This window comes from Pseudomonas sp. SIMBA_068, from assembly GCF_046534705.1.
Lineage (GTDB): Bacteria > Pseudomonadota > Gammaproteobacteria > Pseudomonadales > Pseudomonadaceae > Aquipseudomonas > Aquipseudomonas putida.
In genome coordinates, this window is sequence record NZ_JAWRYI010000006.1 from 302,305 (window position 1) to 327,659 (window position 25,355).

At 61.9% G+C, this 25,355-nt stretch carries 19 protein-coding genes; 3 read left to right on the forward strand and 16 right to left on the reverse strand.

The features are described 5' to 3' along the window. Window positions 1–3: 3 nt before the first annotated feature. From SB756_RS16635 to rpsU, 4 genes are all read right to left on the reverse strand, one after another. Window positions 4–3,747 (reverse strand): EAL domain-containing protein, encoded by a 3,744-nt coding sequence (locus SB756_RS16635; RefSeq protein WP_410911165.1) that lies wholly within the window; start codon window positions 3,745–3,747, stop codon window positions 4–6. A 229-nt stretch (window positions 3,748–3,976) separates the two neighbouring features. Further along, window positions 3,977–5,827 carry an RNA polymerase sigma factor RpoD gene (gene rpoD / locus SB756_RS16640; protein WP_016497695.1) on the reverse strand — a complete coding sequence of 617 codons (1,851 nt, stop codon included), beginning with the start codon at window positions 5,825–5,827 and terminating at the stop codon, window positions 3,977–3,979. Between the two features lie 67 nt (window positions 5,828–5,894). Further along, on the reverse strand, window positions 5,895–7,877 hold the full coding sequence (gene dnaG / locus SB756_RS16645; RefSeq protein WP_410911166.1) for a DNA primase: 1,983 nt from the start codon (window positions 7,875–7,877) through the stop codon (window positions 5,895–5,897). Between the two features lie 303 nt (window positions 7,878–8,180). Then, window positions 8,181–8,396 carry a 30S ribosomal protein S21 gene (gene rpsU / locus SB756_RS16650; protein WP_003255575.1) on the reverse strand — a complete coding sequence of 72 codons (216 nt, stop codon included), beginning with the start codon at window positions 8,394–8,396 and terminating at the stop codon, window positions 8,181–8,183. 204 nt (window positions 8,397–8,600) lie between these two features. Here rpsU and tsaD point away from each other — a divergent pair, with 204 nt between their 5' ends. Continuing rightward, the gene (tsaD, locus tag SB756_RS16655; RefSeq protein WP_016497697.1) at window positions 8,601–9,626 is read left to right on the forward strand and encodes a tRNA (adenosine(37)-N6)-threonylcarbamoyltransferase complex transferase subunit TsaD; all 1,026 of its coding nucleotides are present in this window, start codon (window positions 8,601–8,603) and stop codon (window positions 9,624–9,626) included. A 17-nt stretch (window positions 9,627–9,643) separates the two neighbouring features. On the opposite strand, the gene plsY is transcribed toward tsaD, so the two are convergent. Next, window positions 9,644–10,213: a glycerol-3-phosphate 1-O-acyltransferase PlsY gene (gene plsY, locus SB756_RS16660; protein WP_043202462.1), complete on the reverse strand. Its 570-nt coding sequence runs from the start codon at window positions 10,211–10,213 to the stop codon at window positions 9,644–9,646. A gap of 74 nt (window positions 10,214–10,287) precedes the next feature. Here plsY and folB point away from each other — a divergent pair, with 74 nt between their 5' ends. Together folB and folK are read left to right on the forward strand one after the other, a co-directional pair. Then, window positions 10,288–10,644, forward strand: a complete 357-nt coding sequence (gene folB / locus SB756_RS16665; RefSeq protein WP_004375185.1) for a dihydroneopterin aldolase — start codon at window positions 10,288–10,290, stop codon at window positions 10,642–10,644. After that, entirely contained in the window at window positions 10,635–11,144 is a 510-nt protein-coding gene (gene folK / locus SB756_RS16670) for a 2-amino-4-hydroxy-6-hydroxymethyldihydropteridine diphosphokinase (protein WP_341797391.1), read from the forward strand. The genes folB and folK overlap by 10 nt, the downstream gene beginning before the upstream one ends. Window positions 11,145–11,252: 108 nt before the next feature. On the opposite strand, the gene SB756_RS16675 is transcribed toward folK, so the two are convergent. From SB756_RS16675 to SB756_RS16725, 11 genes are all read right to left on the reverse strand, one after another. Next, window positions 11,253–12,359, reverse strand: a complete 1,107-nt coding sequence (locus tag SB756_RS16675; protein WP_410911167.1) for a multifunctional CCA tRNA nucleotidyl transferase/2'3'-cyclic phosphodiesterase/2'nucleotidase/phosphatase — start codon at window positions 12,357–12,359, stop codon at window positions 11,253–11,255. A 55-nt stretch (window positions 12,360–12,414) separates the two neighbouring features. Further along, window positions 12,415–13,983: a SpoVR family protein gene (locus SB756_RS16680; protein WP_043202470.1), complete on the reverse strand. Its 1,569-nt coding sequence runs from the start codon at window positions 13,981–13,983 to the stop codon at window positions 12,415–12,417. Next, the gene (locus tag SB756_RS16685) at window positions 13,980–15,254 is read right to left on the reverse strand and encodes a YeaH/YhbH family protein (protein WP_016497702.1); all 1,275 of its coding nucleotides are present in this window, start codon (window positions 15,252–15,254) and stop codon (window positions 13,980–13,982) included. The genes SB756_RS16680 and SB756_RS16685 overlap by 4 nt, the downstream gene beginning before the upstream one ends. A 131-nt stretch (window positions 15,255–15,385) precedes the next feature. After that, complete coding sequence (locus SB756_RS16690; protein WP_016497703.1) at window positions 15,386–17,308, reverse strand: PrkA family serine protein kinase; 1,923 nt, start codon at window positions 17,306–17,308, stop codon at window positions 15,386–15,388. A gap of 284 nt (window positions 17,309–17,592) precedes the next feature. After that, window positions 17,593–17,925 carry a thiosulfate sulfurtransferase GlpE gene (gene glpE, locus SB756_RS16695; RefSeq protein WP_341797393.1) on the reverse strand — a complete coding sequence of 111 codons (333 nt, stop codon included), beginning with the start codon at window positions 17,923–17,925 and terminating at the stop codon, window positions 17,593–17,595. 14 nt (window positions 17,926–17,939) lie between these two features. Next, window positions 17,940–18,806: a symmetrical bis(5'-nucleosyl)-tetraphosphatase gene (locus tag SB756_RS16700; RefSeq protein WP_341797394.1), complete on the reverse strand. Its 867-nt coding sequence runs from the start codon at window positions 18,804–18,806 to the stop codon at window positions 17,940–17,942. After that, window positions 18,806–19,186 carry a Co2+/Mg2+ efflux protein ApaG gene (gene apaG, locus SB756_RS16705; RefSeq protein ID WP_016497705.1) on the reverse strand — a complete coding sequence of 127 codons (381 nt, stop codon included), beginning with the start codon at window positions 19,184–19,186 and terminating at the stop codon, window positions 18,806–18,808. Before apaG ends, SB756_RS16700 begins: the two co-directional genes overlap by 1 nt. A 201-nt stretch (window positions 19,187–19,387) precedes the next feature. After that, entirely contained in the window at window positions 19,388–20,191 is an 804-nt protein-coding gene (rsmA, locus tag SB756_RS16710) for a 16S rRNA (adenine(1518)-N(6)/adenine(1519)-N(6))-dimethyltransferase RsmA (RefSeq protein ID WP_016497706.1), read from the reverse strand. Continuing rightward, window positions 20,188–21,177, reverse strand: coding sequence for a 4-hydroxythreonine-4-phosphate dehydrogenase PdxA (gene pdxA / locus SB756_RS16715; RefSeq protein ID WP_410911168.1), 990 nt, complete (start codon window positions 21,175–21,177; stop codon window positions 20,188–20,190). Before pdxA ends, rsmA begins: the two co-directional genes overlap by 4 nt. Beyond that, entirely contained in the window at window positions 21,174–22,493 is a 1,320-nt protein-coding gene (gene surA, locus SB756_RS16720; protein WP_341797396.1) for a peptidylprolyl isomerase SurA, read from the reverse strand. The genes pdxA and surA overlap by 4 nt, the downstream gene beginning before the upstream one ends. Further along, window positions 22,474–25,275: an LPS-assembly protein LptD gene (locus tag SB756_RS16725; RefSeq protein WP_341797397.1), complete on the reverse strand. Its 2,802-nt coding sequence runs from the start codon at window positions 25,273–25,275 to the stop codon at window positions 22,474–22,476. The genes surA and SB756_RS16725 overlap by 20 nt, the downstream gene beginning before the upstream one ends. Window positions 25,276–25,355: the final 80 nt, after the last annotated feature.

Here is a 25,355-nt window from a genome sequence, read left to right on the forward strand (position 1 = left end):
GGATTATAACGAGGGTTTCGCACCTGTGCCATCTGAAAGATCCGATAGTGCTATGCGAAGAAACGTTGCCGCGAACTCGCCTGGCGGCAGCGGCAGGCTGACGATGTAGCCCTGGATCTGCTCGCAGCCCTCGGCCGCCAGGAAGCGTTGCTGAGCCTGGTTTTCCACGCCCTCGGCAATGATGGTCAGTTGCATGCTGCGGCCCAGGGCAATGATCGCACGGGCGATGGCGGCGTCGTGGGGGTCGTCGGGCAGGCCGCGGATGAACGACTTGTCGATCTTGAGAATGTCCAGTGGCAGGCGCTTGAGATAGCTCAGCGATGAATAGCCGGTGCCAAAGTCGTCGATGGCCAGCTGCACGCCCAGCTTTTTCAGCTGGTACAGCACGGCCAGTGCTTCTTCCGCCTGGCTCATGATGAAGTTTTCGGTGATCTCCAGTTGCAGGTCACCCGCCTTGAGCTGGTAGTGCTTGAGCAACTGTTCGATGCGCCGGGCCAGGTGTGGCTGGCGAAGCTGGGCGCCGGCGAGGTTGATCGACAATGGGCCGAAGGGTTCGTAGTGCTGCTTCCAGGCCTGCATCTGCCGGCAGGCTTGTTCCAGTACCCAGTCGCCGAGCTGGAGGATGGTGCCGTTCTCTTCTGCCAGGTGGATGAAGTGCTCTGGCGGCACTTCACCAAAGGTCGGGTGGCTCCAGCGGATCAGCGCCTCGGCGCCTACCAGGTTCTGGGTCTTGAGGCTGAGCTTGGGCTGGAAGCACAGGCTCATTTCGTTGCGTTCGACGGCGCGGCGTAGCTCGTGCTCCAGGGCGATGCGCTCGCTGGCCTGGGCGGTCAGGTCGCGGGTGTAGGCTTCGACGCGGTTGCGGCCTTTGGCTTTGGAGCGGTACATGGCAGCGTCGGCGTTGCGGATCAGCGTGGCCACGTCGGTGCCGTCCTGCGGATACAGGCTGATGCCAATGCTGGCGCTGGTGAAGAACTCGTGCTCACCGGCCTGGAACGGTGCGACAAAGCAGGCCAGCAGCTTGTTGGCGATGGTGCTGGCGTCACTGGGCTTGTGCAGGCCGGGCAGCAGGATGATGAACTCGTCGCCGCCCAGGCGGGCCACGGTGTCGACGTCCCGCACCTGTTCTTTCAGGCGCTGTGCAATGCCCTTGAGCAGCAGGTCGCCGACCGGGTGGCCAAGGCTGTCGTTGATGTGCTTGAAGCGGTCGAGGTCAAGGAACAGCACCGCGCCCTGGCGGTTGGACACCTGCGCGCAAGTGAGCACGGCCTGCAGGCGGTTCTCGAACAAGGCACGGTTCGGCAGGCCGGTGAGCGGGTCGTGGTGGGCCTGGTAGTCGAGCTTGGCCTGGGCGTGCTTGAGGCTGGAAATGTCGGCGAACACGGCAACGAAGTGGGTGATCTCGCGTTCGCTGTTGCGCACCGCACTGATGGTCAGCCAGCCGGGGTACAGTTCGCCGTTCTTGCGCTTGTTGTAGATCTCACCTTGCCAGTGGCCCTCGGCAGTAAGCTGGTGCCACATGGCGGCATAGAAGGCGCTGTCGTGCTGGCCGGAGGCAAGCAGGCGCGGGGTCTGGCCGAGGGCTTCGATCTCGCTGTAGCCGGTGATTTCGCTGAAGGCGCGGTTGACGGCACTGATGCGTTGGTCGATGTCGGTGATCAGCACGCCTTCGGCGGTGTTCTCGAACACGGTGGCGGCCAGCTGCAGTTTTTCCTGCATCAGGTGGCGCTCGGTGATGTCGCGGGCGATGGTCAGCATGCAGTCGACACCGGCAATCGGCAGCGGCCTGGCGGACAGCTCGCACAGGCGGATCTGCCCGTCGCTGCGGCGGATGTGGCAGGTGAAGTCGCGCACGAAGCCGTCGCGGTTGAGCTGGTCGACCATGCGTTTGCGTTCGTTGAGGTCGACCCAGATACCCAGGTCAAGCGAGGTCTGGTCGATGGTCGGGTTGAGGTCGTAGCCTGTGAGGCGGCAGAAGCCTTCGTTCACCTCAAGCAGCAAACCGTCGCTCTGGCGCGACAGCAGCAGGCCGTCGGGCGAAGCGTGGAACGCCTTGGCGAATTTCTCTTCCGAGGTTTGCAACTGCCCCTGGGTTTCCTTGAGCTGGCTGATGTCGCGCACCGCCACCACCAGTGCCGGGGTGCCGTCGAGTTCGAAGGTTTCGGCCGAGGTGAGGCCGGTGAACAGTTGGCCATTGCTGCGCCGGAAGCTCATTTCCAGGTTGCGGATGCCGCCTTGGTGCAGGCGCTCAAGCAGCGGGGGGCCGGAGCCTTCGACACCCCACAGGTGCAGATCCGTAGCGCTGCGGCCAAGCACCTGTCCCGCGGTCAGGCCGATCTGCTCTTCGAAGGCTTCGTTCACCTCCAGCAGGCAGCCGTCGCTGTGGCGGGCGATCAGCAGAATGTCGGGGCACTGCTGGAACACCGAGGCAAACTTTTGTTCGGAAAGGCGCAGGGCGTCCTCGGTACGCTTGGTTTCGCTGATGTCGATCATCAGCCCGCGCATCACCGGCTGGTGCCCGTGTTCGATCATGCTGACGATATTGCGTACCCACAGGGGCTGGCCGTCAGCCCGGATTACCCGATAGTCCAGGCTATGGTCGCGTCCGGCTGCGGTTTCGCTGTCGCAGTAGGCCTGGGCCCAGAGGGCGTCCTCCGGGTGCAGGATGCTGCGCCAGAAGCCCGGCCTGAGCCAGTCGCTCAGCGGGTAGCCAAGCAAGTCTTCGGCATGTGGGGAGACGTAGCTGTAGGTAAAGTCGTTGGCATCGGCTTCCCAGGCGATGGCGGACAGGCTCTCGACCAGTCCGCGGTAGTGGTACTCGCTGCTGCGCAGCTCCTGCTCCAGTGCGATACGCCGGGAAATTTCCGAGCTGAGCCGACGGTTGATTCGGATCACCACGGCCAGCACGGCCATCAGCAACAGCACCGTTGGCAGGCCATACACCAGCAGGTCAGACCAGAACATCCGCTGGTCGACCACATTACCCACCCAGCGCTGCTGGATCTGGCTGACTTCGCCGCTGCTCATGTCGGCCATGACTTTGTCCAGAATGCCCACCAGCACTTTGTTGTCGCGTGGTGCGGCCATGGCCAACTGGTAGCGGTAGGGCGTTTCGCCACTGACGTAGAGCCCATCGAGCTTGAGCTGGCGCAGGCTCCAGATGCTTGAAGCGAGGTCGCCGACCACGGCGTCCACCTGATCGGTGGCCAAGGCCTGCAAGGTGGAGCTCACATTGGGCAGTGCCACCAGATTGAGGTCGGGGTGATGGGTACGCAGCAGTTCGTGCGGGGCGTAGTTTTCGACCACGGCTATCTTCAGGCCGTACAGGTCGTCCAGTTTGCGCGGTTGTGCGCCGCCTTTGTGGGCGAGGATGACGATGGGGAAGTCGAGGTACGGGCGGGTGAAGGCCAGATAGCCTTGGCGTTCGGGGGTGGACATGATACCGGGCAGCAGGTCGATGCGGTTTTCCCGCGCTTGCGCCAGTACCTCGGTCCAGCTGCTGGGCTCGACCGGTTTGAGCGTCACGCCCAGGCGTTGCTGGATCGCGGCGATGTAATCGGCGGCCAATCCCTGGTACCGGCCCTCCTGGTCGCGAAACTCGAACGGTGGCCAAGAGGCGTCTACGCCCAGGCTCAGCTGTTGGTGGGCAGCCAGCCAGGCTTTCTCCTCGTCTGTCAGGGTCAGGGCGCCGGCCGTTGTGTTCCACAAAATCAGGAGCAGCAGCAGAATGGCCGGCATGAGCGGCATAGCGGCCTCGCACTTTTTGGGGTCTGACGTCGAGTGTAGACGGGCATTGCGCAAGCGTGGGGTAAGCGAGATATGTGTAGGAGCAGCCTTGTGCTGCGAAAGCGCCGTATGGGCGGAGGTGTACGGTGACCCGGATGGCTTCTTCGCAGCACAAGGCTGCTCCTACAGGGACCGCGAGTGTTTCAAAAGGCAGAAAAGAAAAACCCCGGCCTGGGCCGGGGTTTTGTCATCACTCGTCGAGGAAGGAGCGCAGATGCTCGCTGCGAGTGGGGTGGCGCAGTTTGCGCAACGCCTTCGCTTCGATCTGACGGATCCGCTCACGCGTTACGTCAAACTGCTTACCCACCTCTTCGAGGGTGTGGTCGGTGTTCATGTCGATACCGAAGCGCATGCGCAGCACCTTGGCTTCGCGTGCAGTCAGGCCCGAGAGCACGTCACGGGTGGCTTCCTTGAGGCTTTCGACCGTGGCCACGTCGATCGGGGACTGCATGGTCGAGTCCTCGATGAAGTCGCCCAGGTGCGAATCTTCGTCGTCACCGATCGGGGTTTCCATGGAGATCGGCTCTTTGGCGATCTTCAGTACCTTGCGGATCTTGTCCTCAGGCATTTCCATGCGCTCGCCCAGCTCTTCCGGGGTTGGTTCGCGACCCATTTCCTGCAGCATCTGGCGGGAAATACGGTTGAGCTTGTTGATCGTCTCGATCATGTGCACCGGAATACGGATGGTGCGTGCCTGGTCGGCGATCGAACGGGTGATCGCCTGACGGATCCACCAGGTGGCGTAGGTCGAGAACTTGTAGCCGCGACGGTATTCGAACTTGTCCACCGCCTTCATCAAGCCGATGTTGCCTTCCTGGATCAGGTCGAGGAACTGCAGGCCACGGTTGGTGTACTTCTTGGCGATGGAGATCACCAGACGCAGGTTCGCCTCGACCATTTCTTTCTTGGCGCGACGGGCCTTGGCTTCACCGATCGACATGCGACGGTTGATGTCCTTGATCTCGGCAACGGTCAGGCCGGTTTCGGTCTCAAGGTCGATCAGCTTCTGCTGGCAAGCGACGATGGCGGCGTCCTTTTCACCCAGGGCAGCAGCCCATTTGGTGTTGCGCTTGGCCAGGTCACCGCTCCAGGTCTGGTCGGTTTCGTTGCTCGGGAACATGCGCAGGAAGTCGGCACGCGGCATGCGGGCATCACGCACGCACAGCTGCATGATGGCGCGCTCTTGCTGACGCAGACGGTTCAGGGCATCACGAACACGCTCTACCAGGACCTCGAACTGCTTGGGTACCAGCTTGATCGGCATGAACAGGTCGGCGAGGGCTTGCAGGGCCGCGATGCTTTCCTTGTGGGCACGACCGTGCTTCTTCACGACCTTGAAGGTCGCCTGAAGCTGGTCGGATACCGCACCGAAACGTTGGGCTGCGACTACCGGGTCCGGACCGCTCTCGGTCTCTTCCTCGTCGTCACTGCTCTCGGCTTCTTCCTCTTCGTCGTCAGACTCTTCCTTCGCAGCTGCGGCCTTGGCGCCAGGGATCGGCACCTCTTCGGTCGGCGCGGCGATGTTGTCGTCAGGGTCGATGTAACCGCTGAGCACGTCCGACAGGCGGCCGCCCTCGGTGGTGACGCGGTCATATTCGCCGAGAATGTAATCGACAGTGCCCGGGAAGTGAGCGATGGCGCCCATGACTTCACGGATGCCTTCCTCGATACGCTTGGCGATTTCGATCTCGCCCTCGCGGGTCAGAAGCTCGACGGTACCCATTTCACGCATGTACATGCGCACCGGGTCGGTCGTGCGGCCGATATCGGTTTCAACTGCCGCCAACGCAGCAGCGGCTTCTTCGGCCGCGGCTTCGTCAGTGTCGGCTTCCGCCAACAGAAGGGCATCCGCATCCGGAGCACTCTCGAATACGTTGATCCCCATGTCGTTGATCATGCGGATGATGTCTTCCACCTGTTCAGGATCTGAAATATCCTCAGGCAGGTGGTCGTTGACCTCCGCGTAAGTCAGGTAGCCCTGCTCACGACCGCGGGTGATCAACTCTTTGATACGAGACTGCTGTTGCGCTTTTCCGGACATAACACCCTATCCACTGAAGGTCTTGGCGGGCAAAAAACAAGCCGAGGATTATACCCGAGCATGGGCCTCACGCGCCAGATGAGGTCGGCGTTTGTGCGGGAACATTCCGGCTCAGCAGGGCGAGGAGCTGGGTTTTTTCCTCGCTGGTCAACTCACTTTGACGTGATTTCCTGAGCAGTTGTTCCAGGCTGCGCTCGCGTTGGCGGGCGGACAAGCTAGTTATAGTGTCGAAAAACTGTTGTTCAAGGTTGTCGGCTACGATCAGCCATTCCTTTTCCGCCAGGGCCCGCAGCAGGCGGCCCTGTTCGGTGCCATGCCAGCGTGCGATCAACTGCATTGAGCTTAGCCCAGGATTTTTCTGTGCGGCTTCGATCAATGACACCAGCAGCTGGCTGTACAGGTGTTCTTCGTCGGCAAAGTGGCTGGCATCTTCCACCTTGCCGGCCAGCAACGGGTGGTGCAGCAGAGTGCGCAGGGCGGCCAGGGTAGGCGGCTCGACCGGGGCTGGCACGCGCGGTGGCGCTTCATCTCGTTGCTGCCAGGCTTTGCCGCCTTTGCGATTCTTGTCCCAGGGTTTGTCGCTCCACTGCTTTTTGCCCCCGCCCTTGTTCGGCTTCCACGCCTGCTCCTGCTGAGCGGGGACGAAGTCGTGCTGCGGCATGTCGCCGTAGTCAGGGGTGTAGCTGGCCATGGCGTCGTAGTCGTAGCCAGGGTCGTAGTCCGGCACACCGCTGGCCGCTGGCGCTTGTTGAGCCAGTTGCTCGACCTGCTGCGGGGCCAGGCCGGTGATTTCCTTCAGGCGGTTGCGCATCAGTTGGCGCAGGTTGGCGCCAGGGATCTTTTCGATCAACGGTGCGGCCAGGGTCGCCATGTGCGCCTTGCCTTCCAGCGATCGCGGGTCGGCTTCAACGCCCAGTTGCTCGAAGAAGTAGTCGGCCAGCGGCTGGGCGTGCTGGTTGATGCGGGCCCTGAAGGCATCGGTACCTTCGGCGCGCACCAGGCTGTCCGGGTCTTCGCCTTCGGGCAGGAACAGGAAGCGGGCGCGGCGGCCGTCCTGCAGGTTCGACAGGGTCGACTCCAGTGCACGCCAGGCGGCCTTGCGCCCGGCCTGGTCGCCGTCGAAGCAGAACAGCACGCTGGGCACTACCCGGAACAGGCGCTTGAGGTGCTCTTCGCTGGTGGCGGTGCCAAGGGTCGCCACGGCATTGCGCAGGCCCTGTTGAGCCAGGGCGATGACGTCCATGTAGCCCTCGACGACGATGATTTCGTCGAGGTTGCGGTTGTGCTTGCGCGCCTCGTACAGCCCGTACAGTTCCTGGCCCTTGTGGAACACCGGGGTTTCCGGGGAGTTCAGGTACTTGGGCTTGTCGTCGCCCAGTACCCTGCCACCGAAGGCGATGATGCGCCCGCGGCTGTCGCGAATGGGGAACATCACCCGGTCGCGGAAGCGGTCGTAGCGCTTGCCGCTTTCGGCGTTTTCGATCAGCAGGCCGGCATCGATCATCACCTTTTGCTGCAGGGCGTCAGCACCCAGGTGCTTGAGCAGGTTGTCCCAGCCGGGCGGGGCGAAGCCCAGGCAGAAATCGCGAGCGATCTCCCCGGACAGGCCGCGGCCCTTGAGATAGTCCACCGCGGCCTTGCGGGTCGGGTGGCTGCGCAGGGCCTGGCGGTAGAACTCCGAGGCGGCGTCCAGCAGCGGGTACAGCGGCGAGTCGGTTGGCTGGCGAGGCTTCTGGTCGCGGCGGCCTTGCTCGCGGGGCACTTCCATGCCAGCGGCGCGGGCCAGTTCTTCGACAGCCTGGGGGAAGTCCAGGTTGTCGTGGTCCATGACGAAGCCCAGGGCGTTGCCGCCAGCCCCGCAGCCGAAGCAGTAGTAGAACTGCTTGTCGGGGCTGACCGTGAAGGAAGGTGTCTTCTCTTTATGGAACGGGCAGCAGGCCGAGTAGTTTTTGCCGGTTTTTTTCAACTGGACGCGCGAACTCACCACGTCGACGATGTCGAGGCGGTTGATCAGGTCGTCAATGAAACTCTGGGGAATCAGCCCGGCCATGGCAGTCTCGTCATCTGGCAACTGGCAAGTCTAATCGCTCACGCGCCGAACGGGGCAGGTGATGCTTGGGGAAGTGCGAGGGAAATGTGTGCTCGTCGCCAGCCCCTAAGGGCCCGTCAGTCGGACGTGCACGTCTGGTCATACAGCAAGAAAGACCAGCTCTGACGTTTCAGGCAGGTTGCCCTGTGCACTTCGCGTGAAGCTTGTGCGGGGCCTTGAGCTAGCTGCTCAAGTTTGAAACGACCGCTGCCATCACCCGGCGGTTAGCCGGGCAGGGCAGAAGCTTTGCGTAGAACGTCTGTATTAGTACAGACGAACGGCGCGGCGCTGTTCGCGCTGTACTTTCTTGGCGTGACGCTTAACAGCAGCAGCTGCTTTGCGCTTACGCTCGGCGGTCGGCTTCTCGTAAAACTCGCGGCTACGAACTTCAGCCAGTACACCGGCTTTTTCGCAGGAGCGCTTGAAACGACGCAGAGCTACGTCGAAGGGTTCGTTCTCTTTAACTTTGACGGCTGGCATCCAGGGCTACCTTAATTCATTACCGGGGTAGACGTGCTCCTGGCAAAACAAAGGTGTGCTGGAGAACGTCGGTTTTCAAGGGTTGCGGATGTTAACCCTTAGCAAGCCGGAATGCAAAGCCTCTGATCGAAAACCGCTGGTCGGCATCCGACACGGGGACTATCATGCGCGCCTTCGAATTCAGCCCCCACAAGGGACGAACCCATGCTAGTACTGGGATTGGAAACATCCTGCGACGAAACTGGCGTCGCATTATACGACAGTGAGCGCGGCTTGTTGGCCGACGCACTGTTCAGCCAGATTGACCTGCATCGCGTGTTTGGCGGTGTGGTGCCCGAGCTTGCCTCGCGTGACCACGTGAAGCGCATGTTGCCGCTGATTCGCCAGGTGCTGGAGGAGGCGGGCTGCGTCGCCACCGAGATCGACGCCATTGCCTACACCGCGGGCCCTGGCCTGGTCGGCGCATTGCTGGTGGGCGCCTCCTGCGCCCAGGCGCTGGCCTTTGCCTGGGACATTCCGGCGATTGGCGTGCACCACATGGAAGGCCACTTGCTGGCGCCCATGCTGGAAGAAAACCCCCCTGAGTTTCCGTTCGTCGCTTTGTTGGTTTCAGGCGGACACACCCAGCTGGTACGCGTCGATGGCATCGGTCAGTACGAACTGCTGGGCGAAAGCCTGGACGATGCCGCCGGCGAAGCGTTCGACAAGACCGCCAAGCTGATCGGCCTCAACTACCCCGGCGGCCCGGAAATCGCGCGCCTGGCCGAGCAGGGCGTACCTGGGCGCTTCGTGTTCCCGCGGCCGATGACCGACCGCCCGGGCCTGGAATTCAGCTTCAGTGGCCTCAAGACCTTCGCCCTCAACACCTGGCAGCAATGCAAGAACGCTGGCGACGACAGTGAGCAAACCCGTTGCGACCTGTCCCTGGCATTCCAGCAGGCGGTGGTGGAGACTTTGACCATCAAGTGCAAGCGGGCGCTCAAGCAGACCGGCCTCAAACGCCTGGTCATCGCGGGTGGTGTGAGTGCCAACAAGGCTTTGCGCGCGTCCCTCGAAGACATGCTCGGCAGCATCAAGGGCAATGTGTACTACGCGCGCCCGCAGTTCTGTACCGACAACGGCGCGATGATCGCCTACGCCGGTTGCCAGCGCCTGTTGGCGGGGCAGCACCAGGACCTGGCGATCAGCGTGCAGGCGCGCTGGCCGATGGAGCAGTTGCCGCCGCTGTAACGTGTGAAGCCGAACGGTCAGAAGTGCCGTTCGCGCCCGGCGAACAGGTCGCGCAGGTTTTTGCGGTGGCGCCATACGATCATCACGGTCAGCACGGTGATCGGCAGCAGGGCTTCGGGCTCGCGCCAGGCCAGCAATGGCAAGGTCAGCGGCGTGGCAATCAGCGCCGCCAGCGAGCTGGTGCGGGTGAGGTAGAACGTCAGCAGCCAAGCGCCGATGGCCAGCAGCGCGGCCGGGAAATACAGGCCCATGAGCATGCCGGCAGCCGTCGCCACGCCCTTGCCACCCCGGAAGCGGAAGTACAGGGGAAACAGGTGGCCCAGCACCGCGCACACGCCCACCCAGGCTTGCGCGTGCAGGTCCAGCCCGGCAAGGCGGGCGAGCAATACCGGCAAAAGGCCCTTGCACAGGTCGCCAAGCAGGGTCAGGATCGCCAGTTTACGGCCTGCCAGGCGTAGCATGTTGGTGGCGCCGGCATTGCCTGAACCACTGGAACGCGGGTCCGGGCTGCCCGAAAGGCGGCTGAGGAGAATGGCGAAGGACAGTGAGCCGAGCAGGTAGGCGAGCAACGCCAGTAACCAAAACATGCTAACTATTCCGGGCGAGGACGCCCTGATTCTAACGGCGCCAGTCGCCCTTGTCGTGCTGTGGAGAGAAGTGCTTGGACAGAGTGTTCATCGAAGGCCTGGAAGTCGATACCGTCATCGGTGCCTATGACTGGGAGCGGGATATTCGCCAGTGCTTGCGCCTGGACCTGAGCTTTGCCTGGGACAACCGCCCGGCCGCAGCGGGTGACGACCTGAACCTGGCGCTGGACTACGCCAGCGTCTCGGCACGCATCCAGGCGTTTGCCGAGCAGGCCCGTTTCGAGTTGGTGGAAACCTTTGCCGAGCGCCTGGTGGCAACCTTGATGGAAGAATTCCATATCCCCTGGGTGCGGTTGAAACTGACCAAGCCAGGTGCGGTACCGGCGGCCCGTGGCGGTGTAGGCGTGGAGATCGAGCGCGGATGTCTCTGAGCACGGTTTACCTTGGCCTCGGCAGCAACATCGACCGTGAGGCGCACTTGTGCGCCGGGCTAGATGCGTTGGCGGGCATCCTCACCGACATGCGCTGCTCGCCGGTGTTCGAAAGCCAGCCGGTGGGTATCAAGAGCGGGCCGTTCATCAATTTCGTGGTGACCGGGCAAACCGCACTGCCGCTGATCGAACTGGACCGTCGGCTGAAGTTCATCGAGGCCGAAAATGGCCGATACGCGCCGGACCGCAAAGGGCTGCCGCTGGATATCGATGTGCTGATGTATGACGATCTGCACGGCACCTTCGATGGGCTGGTACTGCCCCGGGCCGAGATCATGAAGAATGCGTTTGTGCTGTGGCCGCTGTCGTTGCTGGCGCCTGAGCTGGTGCATCCGGGGGCAGGCAAGAGCATGGCCCGGTTGTGGCAAGAGGCACAGATTGACCAGGTGCTGGCCCCGGTCGCCTTCGAGTGGCGTGGGTTGCAGCTGACACCCGCTTAAGCCTGTTCCGGCCCTTTTGCGGTCAAAGCCACTCCCACAAGTACTACGCAGGTTTCTGGCCCACGTTGTACCTGCGGGAGCGGCTTTAGCCGCGAAGAGGCCGTATGGTCAGTCGAGTTGGTAAGCCTCAAGCGCTTTCAGCCGCTCAGCCTTGAGCGCTTCGCCCAGTGCCTGCCCAGTCAGCCCGGCCTGCACCAACGGCTTCACATCCACCGCTCGCGCCGCTGCTGCTGCGCCACGCAGGTAATCGGCCTGTGGATAACCTGGCTGGCCATCACCTAGCGCCGCCATCTCGCAAGCGACCACAAAATCCTCGAACCGCTGCGGCCTTCGGTAAACATCGAACTTCTGCAACAGCTCCAGTAGCGCCGTGGCTGGCAGCTCCAGTGCCTGATTACCTTGTGCCAGGCACTCTCCCGTCAGTAAGGCCAGCTCCTGGCAATCCCTTGGGGCCTTGAGGCGCTGGTTGACGGCTTTGATCGATGCCGGTGCCAGCCCGCGCAACAGGCACGCCCAGCGCACGTGCAGGGGCTGTTCATGCGCCGCTGCCTGCTCCAGCGCCGCCAGGGCCTGGGCACCGTCAACAAGCTCAGGCAGCAGGGCCTGCAGGGCGTCGCAATCGCGCAGCACCTGGAAGAACACCTGGGGCTGTGCCTCCATCAGCGCCCGCTCGATTTCCTTCCAGCTGCGCTCTGCAGTCAGCGCCTGCAGCTCGCCAGAGGCGCTGATCTGGCGCATCAGCTCAAGCGTTTCTTCGGCAACCCGGAAACCAAGCGGTGCATAGCGGGCAGCAAAGCGCGCAACGCGCAGCACGCGCAAAGGATCTTCGGCGAATGCCGGTGAAACGTGGCGTAAAATTCGCCTTTCGAGATCGTCTTTGCCGTGGTAGGGATCGTACACCGTGCCTGCTTCGTCCTCGGCCATCGCGTTGATGGTCAGGTCACGGCGAATCAGGTCTTCCTCCAGTGTCACGTCAGGGCTGGCGTGAAAAGTGAACCCGCCATACCCGCGCCCGCTCTTGCGCTCGGTGCGCGCCAAGGCATATTCCTCGCCGGTTTTCGGGTGCAGGAATACCGGAAAATCAGCGCCCACCGGCCGATAACCCTTGGCGTGCATTTCTTCAACGGTGGCGCCTACCACCAGCCAGTCGATATCGCTGACAGGAAGGCCGAGCAGGCGGTCGCGCACGGCGCCGCCGACTTTGTAGATGTGCATGTGCAGCTCTCCATAACTGCCGACAGGATAACCCGTCGGCAGTTATGGTGTAGCACTAGAGGTGGTGAATGACAGCCAGGTCCATGCGCCCGTAGTCGGCGCTTTCGCCGTGCTCGCCACGGGGTGGCATGTGGTGGGTTTTCATCACTTGCTCGCCCTGTACGGTCTCCAGGTGGATATCGAAGCCCCACAGGCGATGCAGGTGCTTGAGCACTTCATCGGTTGAGTCGCCCAGCGGTTTGCGGTTGTGTTGCTGGTGGCGCAGCGTCAGCGAGCGGTCACCGCGACGGTCGACGCTCCAGATCTGCACGTTCGGTTCACGGTTACCCAGGTTGTACTGCGCGGCCAGCAGTTCACGAATCACCCGGTAGCCGGCTTCATCGTGAATGGCGGGCACCAGCAGGTCGTCGCGCTGGTCGTCGTCGAGGATGCTGAACAGCTTGAGGTCGCGCATCACCTTAGGCGAAAGGTACTGCAGGATGAAGCTCTCGTCCTTGAAGCTGCTCATGGCAAACTTGATGGTAGAAAGCCAGTCACTGCCGGCAATGTCGGGGAACCAGTGGCGATCTTCATCGGTAGGGTTTTCGCACATGCGGCGGATGTCGGTGTACATGGCGAAGCCCAGTGCGTAGGGGTTGATGCCGCTGTAGTAGGGGCTGTCGAAGCCGGGCTGGAACACCACGCTGGTGTGCGAGGTCAAGAACTCCATCATGAAGCCTTCGGTGATCAGCCCCTCGTCGTACAGGTCGTTCATGAGCGTGTAGTGCCAGAAGGTTGCCCAGCCTTCGTTCATGACTTGGGTCTGGCGCTGCGGGTAGAAGTACTGGGCGATCTTGCGCACGATGCGCACCACTTCACGCTGCCAGGGTTCGAGCAGAGGGGCATTCTTCTCGATGAAATACAGGATGTTCTCCTGTGGTTCGGCGGGGAAGCGCCCCTCATCGCGTTCGTTGCCCCTTTCGGCGCTTTTCGGGATGGTGCGCCACAGGTCGTTGATCTGGCGCTGCAGGTGTTCCTCACGCTCCTTCTGGCGCCGCCGTTCCTCTTCTGCGGAGATGGGGTAGGGGCGCTTGTAGCGGTCCACGCCGTAGTTCATCAGGGCATGGCAGGAGTCGATCAGGTCTTCCACGGCATCGATGCCGTGGCGCTCTTCGCACTGGGCGATGTACTGCTTGGCAAACACCAGGTAATCGATAATGGAGCTGGCGTCGGTCCAGGTGCGGAACAGGTAGTTGCCTTTGAAGAAGCTGTTATGGCCATAGCAGGCGTGGGCAATCACCAGTGCCTGCATGCACATGGTGTTTTCTTCCATCAGGTAGGCGATGCAGGGGTCGGAGTTGATCACGATTTCGTAGGCCAGGCCCATCTGGCCACGGCTGTAGGACTTTTCTGTGCTGAGGAACTGTTTGCCGTAGGACCAGTGGTGGTAGCCCAGAGGCATGCCGACCGAGGCATAGGCGTCCATCATCTGCTCGGCCGTGATCACCTCGATCTGGTTGGGGTAAGTGTCCAGGGCGTAACGTTCGGCCAGGCGGCCGATTTCCCGGTCGTAGGTCTGGATCAGCTCGAACGTCCACTCGGACCCGGTGGAAATGGGTTGGCGTCTCTGTGCTCTGGCGGTCATGTGGCTAACCTGCGCTGGAAGAGTTCACGGAAGACCGGGTAGATGTCGCCGGCCGATACCAACTGCTGCTGGGCGAACGTGTCGGGGAAGGCTTCGCCGATGCGTTCGTATTCGTACCACAGCGCCTGGTGCTCACGGGGGGTGATCTCGACGTAAGTGTAGTACTGCACGTGCGGCATGATTTGCTTGGACAGAATCTCGCGGCAGATCGGCGAGTCGTCGTTCCAGTTATCGCCGTCAGAAGCCTGAGCGGCGTAGATGTTCCAGTCGCTGGCCGGGTAGCGTTCGGCCATGATCTCCTGCATCAGCTTGAGCGCGCTGGAGACGATGGTGCCGCCGGTTTCCCGCGAGTAGAAAAACTCTTCCTCGTCGACTTCCCGGGCGCTGGTGTGGTGGCGGATGAACACCACTTCGATGCGGTCGTAGTTACGCTTGAGGAACAGGTACAACAGGATGAAGAAGCGCTTGGCGATGTCCTTGGTGGCCTGGGTCATGGAGCCGGACACGTCCATCAGGCAGAACATCACTGCCTTGGAGCTGGGGTTGGGCTGCTTGACCAGCAGGTTGTACTTGAGGTCGAAGGTGTCGAGGAAGGGCAAGCGGTTGATGCGTGCCTTCAGGCGTTCGATTTCCTGTTCGACTTCCTGGATATCGGTGAAGTTGTCCGGCTCCTCGACCCGCAGGCGGTCGAGTTCCTTTTGTGCTTCGCGCAGCAGTGCGCGGCTGCTGCCGGTCAGGGCGATACGCCGGGCATGGGCCGAGCGCAGGGTGCGCACGATATTGATGCGTGACGGGTTGCCCTCGTTGGCGATGCCCGCACGCACGGTCTTGAAGGTGTCGGTCCCGGTCAGGTGACGTTTGACCAGGTTGGGCAGTTCGAGATCCTCGAACATGAATTCGAGGAACTCTTCCTGGGTGATCTGGAAGACGAAGTCGTCCATGCCGTCGCCGGAATTGCCCGCTTTACCGCGGCCGCCGCCACCCCCGCCACCACCTTGCGGCCTGGGGATATGTTCGCCGGCAGTGAATTCCTTGTTGCCCGGGTGCACGACGGTCTGTTTGCCGCCGCGACCGTGGTGGAGCACGGGTTCGTCAATGTCGCGCCCCGGAATGCTGATCTGCTCGCCATGTTCCATGTCCATGATGGAACGGCGGCTTACCGCCTCTTCGACGGCTTTCTTGATATGTTCACGGTACCGCCGCAGAAAGCGCTGACGGTTGACCGTGCTCTTGTTCTTGCCGTTCAGGCGTCGGTCTATAACGTAGCTCATGGTCCCTCCGGTAGCTGGGAACAGCTGCACGCTTCAAGCTACGGGCTCGCTGCACCTAATGGCAGCAAGGCAGTTGCTGCCGCCCAAGGCTGGCTTGCCAGCCTTGGGCGCGCAGTGTGTAGCTTGTCGCTTTATTGCGATTTCCTGACCCGCAGGTACCATTCCGACAGCAGACGAACCTGTTTGTCGGTGTAGCCACGCTCCACCATGCGCGTGACGAAGTCGTTGTGCTTCTGTTGGTCCTCCTTGCTGGCCTTGGCGTTGAAGCTGATGACCGGCAGCAGGTCCTCGGTGTTGGAGAACATTTTCTTCTCGATCACCACCCGCAGCTTTTCATAGCTGAGCCAGCTCGGGTTCTTGCCGTTGTTGTTGGCACGGGCACGCAGCACGAAGTTGACGATTTCGTTGCGGAAATCTTTCGGGTTGCTGATGCCGGCCGGTTTCTCGATCTTCTCCAGTTCTTCGTTGAGGGCGATGCGGTTGAGGATTTCGCCGGTTTCCGGGTCGCGGTATTCCTGGTCCTGGATCCAGAAGTCGGCGTACAGCACGTAGCGGTCGAAAATGTTCTGGCCGTATTCGCTGTAGGACTCCAGGTAGGCAGTCTGGATTTCCTTGCCGATGAACTCGATATAGCGCGGTGCCAGGTACTCCTTCAGGTAGCGCAGGTAGCGTTCGCGCACTTCGGCCGGGAACTGTTCCTGTTCGATCTGCTGTTCGAGCACGTACAGCAGGTGAACCGGGTTGGCCGCAATCTCGTGTGGGTCGAAGTTGAAGACTTTGGAAAGGATCTTGAAGGCGAAGCGGGTCGACAGGCCGTTCATGCCCTCGTCGACGCCTGCCGAGTCCCGGTACTCCTGGATCGACTTGGCCTTCGGATCGGTGTCCTTGAGGTTCTCGCCGTCGTAGACGCGCATCTTCGAGTAGATGTTGGAGTTCTCTGGCTCCTTGAGGCGCGAGAGTACAGTGAACTGGGCGAGCATCTTGAGGGTGTCTGGCGCGCAATGGGCCTTGGCCAGCGAGCTGTTGATCAGCAACTTGTCGTAGATCTTGATCTCATCGCTGACGCGCAGGCAGTACGGCACCTTGACGATGTAGATCCGGTCGATGAACGCCTCGTTGTTCTTGTTGTTGCGGAAGGTGTGCCACTCCGATTCGTTGGAGTGGGCCAACAGGATACCGGTGTAGGGAATGGCACCCAGTCCTTCGGTACTGTTGTAGTTACCTTCCTGGGTGGCCGTGAGCAGTGGGTGCAGGACCTTGATCGGGGCCTTGAACATCTCGACGAATTCCATCAGGCCCTGGTTGGCACGGCACAGCGCGCCCGAATAGCTGTAGGCATCGGCGTCGTTCTGCGGGAATTCTTCGAGCTTGCGGATATCGACCTTGCCGACCAGGGCGGAAATGTCCTGGTTGTTCTCGTCGCCCGGTTCGGTCTTGGCGATGGCGATCTGGTTGAGGATCGACGGGTACAGCTTGACCACTTTGAACTTGCTGATGTCGCCGCCGAACTCCTGCAGGCGCTTGGTGGCCCAGGGCGACATGATGGTGTTCAGGTAGCGCCGCGAGATGCCGTACTCTTCCTCAAGGATGGCCCCGTCTTCGGTAGCGTTGAAAAGCCCCAGGGGCGACTCGAATACCGGCGAGCCCTTGATGGCATAGAACGGTACCTTTTCCATCAGCTGCTTGAGTTTTTCGGCCAGCGACGATTTACCGCCCCCCACCGGGCCCAGCAGATAGAGGATCTGTTTCTTTTCTTCCAGGCCTTGGGCGGCGTGGCGGAAATAAGACACGATCTGGTCGATGCACTCTTCCATGCCATGGAAGTCGGCAAAGGCCGGATAGCGGCGGATAACCTTGTTGGAGAAGATGCGCGACAGCCTGGAGTTGGTTGAGGTGTCGATCAGCTCTGGCTCACCGATGGCCAGCAACAGCCGTTCGGCCGCCGATGCGTAGGCACTGCGATCCCCTTTGCACAGCTCGAGGTACTCCTGCAGCGAGAGTTCTTCCTGGCGCGTGGACTCGAAACGTTGTTGGAAGTGGCTAAAAATACTCATGACGTCACCTCGCTCGATACGTGGAGACGACGCCGGATCAGTCAGCTGATGCTGGCATGCAACCGGTTTTGACGGTTGCTGTATACCCCCCAGAACACCCTGTAACGCTACCGATGACCCGCACGCCGGTGTACCGGCTCTCCCCTTTTTCTGGATGGCCTGCGCTTAAGAATAGTTGGTTATCGGCAAGTTCAAGGGCGGGGGGCGGAGAAGTTGCGAACGACCGTTCGTCAGATAAGCCGCAAGCCCGCACGTGGCGCGGGCTGCAGTAAAAATGAAAATATTTATTCGGCGATGCCTTGGGCGGTCTCGGCCGGGTAGGTAGCGCGCCACAGTTCAAAGCCACCGTCCACGCTGTACACGTCGGAAAAGCCCTGGCCTACCAGGTAGGCGGCAGCGCTCTGGCTGGAGTTGCCGTGGTAGCAGACCACCAGGGTCGGGGCGTCGAGGTCGGCGTTGCGGATGAAGTCTGCAACCGAATGGTTATCCAGGTGCCGGGCGCCGGTAATGTGGCCTGCGGCGAAGGCTTGCGAGTCACGAATGTCGACGACGACCGCACCTTCTTGCTTGCGAAGCTCCAAGGCCTGCTCGGGAGGGATGCGCTTGAATTCGCTCATGGGTACTACTTCCTTCAGGTGTGGTCGTTGAGTGTAGTGGGTTGTGCCGGCTGGCGCAGGGTGCCGTCGTCGGCGCAGTCGCAGCGGTGGTATTCGCCGCTGTCGACGTTGTACAGGGTCATGGCGCCGCCCCACACGCAACCGGTGTCCAGGGCGATGACGCCCGGCTCGTCGACGCGGCCTTCGAGGGCGGCCCAATGGCCGAAGATGATCTTCACATGCCGCGAGCGGCGGTCCTTGTGTGCAAACCAGGGCTTGTAACCCTTGGGCGCGGTGCCCAGGCCTTCCTTGCTCTTGAGGTCGAGCTTGCCCTCGGCGGTGCAGAAGCGCATGCGTGTGAAGTAGTTGGTAATGACCCGCAGGCGTTCGATGCCGGTGAGGCGCTTGCTCCACTTGTTCGGCTCGTTGCCGTACATACCGTCGAGGTACAGCTTCAGGCGGCCATCGTCGCGCAGTACCTCTTCCACCTCAGCCGCAAGACCAAGGGCCTGGCCGAGCGTCCACTGTGGCGGAATGCCCGCGTGCGCCATGGCAATGCCGCGTGCCTCGTCGTAATGCAGCAGTTTTTGCTGGCGCAGCCAGTGGAACAGCAGGTCGGCGTCCGGTGCTTGGATGATCTCGCGCAGCGTGTCGCTTTTTTTCAGGCGCTCGACGTTGTGCCAGGCGGCCAGCAGGTGCAGGTCATGGTTGCCCAGCACGCAGACCAGCGACTGGCGGATCGAATACAGGAAGCGCAGGGTTTCCAGTGATTCGGGGCCGCGGTTTACCAGGTCACCGACCAGCCACAGGCGGTCGACGGCCGGGTTGAAGCTGACACGTTCGAGCAGGCACTTGAGGGGCTGCAGGCAGCCCTGCACGTCACCGACGGCGTAGGTTGCCATCAGTGCAGTGCCCCGGGCACCGCGAGGCGGAAGGGGGCGATCTCGGCGTCGAAGCGCTTACCGTCTTCGGCGAACATCTGGTAACTGCCCTGCATGGTGCCCACACGGGTGGTGATTACCGCACCGCTGCTATAGGTGTGGCTCTGGCCCGGATCGATGTTGGGTTGTTGGCCGACCACGCCGGAGCCGCGCACTTCCTCGACCTCGCCGTCACCATTGGTGATCAGCCAGTGGCGTGACAGCAGCTTGGCCTTGAGCGAGCCGCTGTTGTGCACGGTGATGGTGTAGGCGAAGGCGAAACGACTGTTTTCGGGGTCGGATTGTTCTTTGAGGTAGCGGGTCACGACGCTGACGTCGATCAGATAGCGAGGATCGGACATGCAATGGCCTTGGGCGAGCTGACGCAATAACGCAGTCTAGGCCATTGGGAGGGGGGAGGGCCAGCGGTGTGGGGGACTTGGGGGGTGTATGGGCTGGCCTCTTCGTCGGCATGCCCGCTCCCACAGGTTTTCACCACATTTGCAGGGGGTGATTTACCGGTGGGAGCGGGCGTGCCCGCGAAGAGGCCAGTGCAGGCTGGATCAGGCTTGTTGCTGATCAGCCAGCTGGTCGGCCAGGCGCACGAAGGCCGCCAGGTCCAGCTGTTCGGGGCGCAGGCTGCCATCCACGCCGGCTGCCTCGATGGCTGCGCTGTCGAGCAGGCCTTTCAGGGTGTTGCGCAGTGTCTTGCGACGCTGGTTGAAGGCTTCACGAACGACGCGCTCCAGCAGCAGGTGATCCTTGGCCGGGAATGGCAGCACTTCGTGCGGTACCAGGCGGACGATGGCCGAGTCCACTTTCGGCGGCGGGTTGAAGGCCCCAGGGCCTACGTTGAACAGGTGTTCGACGCGGCAGTGGTACTGCACCATGATCGACAAACGGCCCCAGTCACCACCACCAGGGCCGGCGGCCATGCGCTCTACCACTTCCTTTTGCAGCATGAAGTGCATGTCGCGGATCAGGCCGGCATGGCTGAGCAGGTGGAAGATCAGCGGGGTGGAGATGTTGTAGGGCAGGTTGCCCACCACCTTGAGGCTGCGCGGTGGCACGCCCAGCTGGTTGAAGTCGAACTTCAGGGCGTCGCCCTGGTGCAGCCGGAAGTTGCTGCGGTTACCGAACTTGTGCTGCAGGATCGGCACCAGGTCCTTGTCCAGCTCCACCACGTCCAGTTGTGCGCCGCTGCCCAGCAGGCCTTCGGTCAGGGCGCCCTGGCCCGGGCCGATTTCCAGCAGGTGTTCGCCGGCCTTGGCGTTGATGGCACGCAGGATGCGGTCGATGATGCCGGCGTCGTGCAGGAAGTTCTGGCCGAAGCGCTTGCGCGCCCGGTGTTGGTATTGCTCGTTCATGGTCGGTTCTCGGCCATCTGGTAGGCGGTTTCCAGCGCGACGCGCAGGCTGCCGGTGTCGACGTTGCCGGTGCCGGCGAGGTCCAGGGCGGTGCCGTGATCGACCGACGTGCGGATGATCGGCAGGCCCAGCGTCACGTTGACTGCAGCGCCGAAGCCTTTGTACTTGAGTACAGGCAGGCCTTGGTCGTGGTACATCGCCAGCACTGCGTCGCAGTGCTCCAGATATTTGGGGGTAAACAGGGTATCGGCCGGCAGCGGCCCGCGCAGGTCCATGCCTTCGGTGCGCAGGCGGGCCAAGGTCGGCTCGATGATGTCGATTTCTTCGCGGCCCAGGTGGCCGCCCTCGCCCGCGTGCGGGTTGAGGCCACACACCAGTATGCGCGGGTTGGCAATGCCGAACTTGTCGCGCATGTCGGCATGCAGGATACGGGTTACACGTTCGACGCGCTCGGCAGTGATGGCGTCGGCAATATCACGCAGCGGCAGGTGCGTGGTCACCAGGGCCACACGCAGGCCGCGGGTGGCCAGCATCATTACCACTTGCGCGGTGTGGGTCAGCTCGGCAAGGAACTCGGTATGCCCGGAGAAGGCGATACCGCTTTCGTTGATCACGCCCTTGTGCACAGGGGCGGTGATCATCCCGGCAAAATGGCCATCGAGGCAGCCTTGCCCGGCGCGGGTCAGGGTTTCCAGCACGAACGCCGCGTTGGCTTTGTCGAGCTGGCCTGGCACTACCGGGGCTGCAAGAGGGGTATCCCATACGTACAGGCTGCCCGCGGGTGCCGGCCGGTCGGGCCATTGGCCCTGGGCGACTGGCAGCAGGCTGACGGCCAGCCCCAGCTGCGTGGCCCGCTCGGCGAGCAGGTCACGGCTGGTGATGGCGATCAGGGGGTGGGGCTGGGCGTCTGCGGCGAGCAGCAGGCACAGGTCGGGACCTATGCCGGCAGGCTCGCCAGGGGTGACGGCGAAGCGCTGGGGCTTCACTGGGCGGCCTGGTCGGCGCCAGGCAGCTTGATTTCAACGTAGGCTTCGTCGCGAATCTGGCGCAGCCAGGTTTGCAGCTCTTCGTCGTACTTGCGATTGCGCAGGACGCTCTGGGCCTGTTGCTCACGTGCCTGTTCGGTGCTGTCGGTGGCGCGGCGGCCCAGCACTTCCAGAACGTGCCAGCCGTACTGGGTCTTGAACGGCTTGGTCACTACGCCTTGCTGGGCGTTGGCCATCTGTTCGCGGAACTCCGGTACCAGGCTGTTCGGGTCTACCCAGTTGAGGTCGCCGCCGTTGAGCGCCGAACCCGGGTCTTCCGAGAAGCTCTTCGCCAGCTCGCCGAAGTCTTCGCCGTTCTTGATGCGATCGTACAGGCGCTCGGCCAGTTGCTCGGTGGCCGCTTCGCTGCGGATTTCACTTGGCTTGATCAGGATGTGGCGTACATGCACTTCGTCACGCAGCACGTTCTCGCTGCCACCGCGCTTCTCCTCGAGCTTGAGGATGATGAAGCCGTTGGGGATGCGAATAGGCTGGGTGATTTCACCGACCGGCATGCTGCTGAGCATCTTGGCGAAGTCTGGTGGCAGTTGGCCGGCTTTACGCCAGCCCATCTCGCCGCCTTCCAGGGCGTTTTCGCTGGCCGAGTTGGCAATCGCCATCTGGCCGAAGTCGGCACCCTGGCGCAGTTGCTGGTACACGTCACCAACCTTGCGCGCAGCCTTCTGGATATCATCCGAGCTGGCGGCTTCCGGGGTAGGGATGAGGATGTTGGCCAGGCGGTACTCTTCCGACATCTGCATCTTGCCCATGTCGGAGTTGAGGAAGTTCTTCACTTCCTGCTCCGACACCTGGATGCGTTCGGCCACGCGACGCTGACGCACGCGGCTGATGATCATCTCGCGCTTGACCTGCTCGCGAGCGTCGTCGAACGACAGGCCGTCATGGGCCAGGGCGGCGCGGAACTGGTCCAGCGACATGCCATTGCGCTGGGCAATGGTGCCGATGGCCTGGTTCAGCTCTTCGTCGGTGATGCGGATGCCGGAGCGCTCGCCGATCTGCAGCTGCAGGTTTTCGACGATCAGGCGTTCCAGTACCTGCTGTTCCAGAGCACCGGTCGGTGGCACGCCGCCGCCGCGCTTGGCGATGGTTTGCTGCACCTCGCGGACGCGCTGGTCCAGCTGGCTTTGCATGACCACGTCGTTGTCGACGATGGCCACCACGCGATCAAGAGGCTGTACCGCGGCATGCACCGCGCCACTCAGCAAAACGGCACCCAGCAGCACTGGGCGCAGACGGTCAATAAGCTTGGTCTTCACGTTCACGGTAACCTTGAATGCCTTGGTCGAGGAAAGATTCGACCTTGTTGCCCACTACGCCACCGAGCCCTTTCAGAACGATCTGAAGGAAGATGCCGTGGTCGCCTTTTTCGTTCGCCGGAAGTGCCTGGCTGAAGTCGTCGTAATCGATCCAGTAACGGTTGATCAGGCGCAGCTTCCAGCAGCAGTTGTCGTACTCGAAACCGCCCATGGCTTCCAGGGTGCGATTGCGGTTGTAGTCATGCTGCCAGCGAGCGATGACGTTCCACTGTGGAACGATCGGCCAGATGACCGAGAAGTCATGCTGCTGGATCTTGTAGTAGTCCTTGATGTAGTTCGGGTTGCCCGGAACACTATAGTCGCCACCGCCCACTTTCCAGGTACCGGTCGTTGAGTCGTAGGAAATGGTGTCGTTGCGGTAGCGATAACCGAGGTTGACCACCTTGTTCGGATTGTCTTCAGGCTGGTAGTGGAACATCGCGCTGCCCGAACGGGTGCTGCGGCTGTCCGGATCCCAGTTGAAGTCCGAATTGAAGCGCCAGTCGCGGTTGAAGAAGTAGTTGTACATCAACGCGTACGGCGACACGTCTGACTGCGAGTCAGCGCGCGTGCGGTAGTCGATACCTGGCAGCTGAACCTTGCGATCCTTGAAGTAATACGCCTGGCCGATGCTGAAGTTCTGGCGTTCGAAGCCGTTCTCTTCAATCCAGCGGGTAGTCACGCCCAGCGACAGTTTGTTCTCGTCGCCGATACGGTCGGTACCGCTGAAGCGGTTGTCGCGGAACAGCGAGTCGTAACTGAACAGGGTCTCGCCCGAGTCAAACAGCGGGATGTCCTTCTGGTCCTTGTACGGGACATAGAGGTAGAACAGGCGCGGTTCGAGGGTTTGTTTGTAGTCGGTGCCAAACAACGAGGTGTTACGGTCGAAGTAGAGGCCGCTGTCCACGCTGAAAATAGGTACATCGCGGTCCAGCGAGCTGTTGTAGCTGCCATACGCCGGGTTTGCCGACTGGGCGATTGCCTGGGCTTTGCCCTGGCTGTCCAGGTCCAGGTCATAATGGGTGTACGCATACTTCAGCTTGGGCGTCAGGTAGCCGTAGCTGGCTTCCATCGGCAGGCTGATCGACGGCGCAACGTTGTAGCGGTTGCCGTTGGCGCGGGCGATGCCGCTGACGTTCTGGTCCAGGCGACGGCCTGCCGCACCGGCAGAGAAGTCAGGGTTGCCGTCTTTGTCCAGGACGAAGTCATCTTTCAGATCGCGATCGAAGCGAACAGCTTCGGTTTCGTAGGCAAGGTTGAGCCCGCCCGGCTCATACGGCAGCTTACCGTTGAAGGTAATTTGCGGCAGGCGATCATATGGCGTGATCTTCGAGATGGTCGCCATCTCGTAGGCATGCACGTTCAACCGCGCGGTGTAGCTGTCACCGCGGTAGGTCAGCGCACCCTGCTGATTGAGCAAGTCCTGGCTTTCAACACCGATCTGGTCGGACTCCAGGTCCTGGAAGTAGAACGGGTCGCTGATGTCGGTGTAGTCCACCTCGGCCATCAGGCGCTCGTCCAGGCCTCCCTTGTGCTGCCAGTTGACCATCCAGCGCTGTTCTTTGTAGTCAGTCTGGTCTTTGCGGTCGTCGTTCTTGTCGTTCAGGTACGCGCCACCGAGCTGGCCTTCGCTGGAAGGGGTCAGGTAGCGGAACTCGCCTTCCATCAGCAGGCCGCGTTTGGTCATGTAACGCGGGTACAACGTGGCGTCGTAGTTGGGCGCCAGGTTGAAGTAGTACGGCGTGACCAGCATGAAGCCGGTGTCGCTGCTGGTGCTGAACGATGGCGGCAGGAAGCCGGACTGGCGACGGTCGTCGATCGGGAAGTAGATGTACGGTGTGTAGAACACCGGGAAATCCTTGACCCGCAGCGTAACGTTGGTCGCAGTACCGAAACCGGTTGCCGGGTTCAGAGTGATGTTATTGCCCTTCAGCTGCCAGGCGTTGCTGCCCGGTTCGCAGGTGGTGTACGTACCGTCCTTGAGGCGGATGATGGCGTTTTCACCACGCTTGGCATACAGGGCACTGCCGCGGATGTGCGACTTGTGCATCACGTATTCGGCGTTGTCGACCTGGGCTTCGCCGGTGTCGAGCTGAATCTGTGCCTCGTCACCGACCACCAGCGAACCGTTGTCACGGATCCGGACGTTGCCCTTGAGCTCGCCACGGTTTTCGGTCTGGTAAAGGTTGGCCTCGTCGGCCTCGGCCTGCATGCTGCCCTGGCGCATCACCACGTCACCGGCGAGGGTAGCGATTTGCTGCTCCTGCTGGTACTTGGACACCTTGGCGTTGATGTAGGTCGGCGACTCGTCCTTCGGCGTGGTGTCGGCCATGCCCGGGCGGGTTGGCTCGACATACGCGCCACCGCAATACGGGCCGGTTTCGGCCAGCTGCGCGGCAGTCAGCTTGTCACGCGGCACCCAGTCCAGGTGGCTGTAGTCTTCGCTGCGCGACTTCAGGGCACGGCCCTTGGCCTCGGTGACCAGCATCGGCCGGTCCGCGGTTTCGGCTTCGCTCGCGGCTTCTGTGCCGGAGCTGACGGCCGCACCTTCGTGCACCGGGCGCGGCGGCAGGTTGTTGACTGGCGCTTTGGGCTTGCAGTCCCAACCACCGGAGGCGGACACTTGGCAGTCGAACTGTTCGGCTGCCACTACGTATGAGGTGGCCAGAGGTTGCAGGGCCAGCAGACCGCCGGTTACCAGCAACGGAAACTTTCTACGAAACGCGGGGGATTTCAATGCCATCTTATTAGTCCGGGCTTCCTGCGTGCCATCTGCCCGCGTGTGGGGCCGCACGCCTCTCGATGGTCTGAAAAAGATGCTGG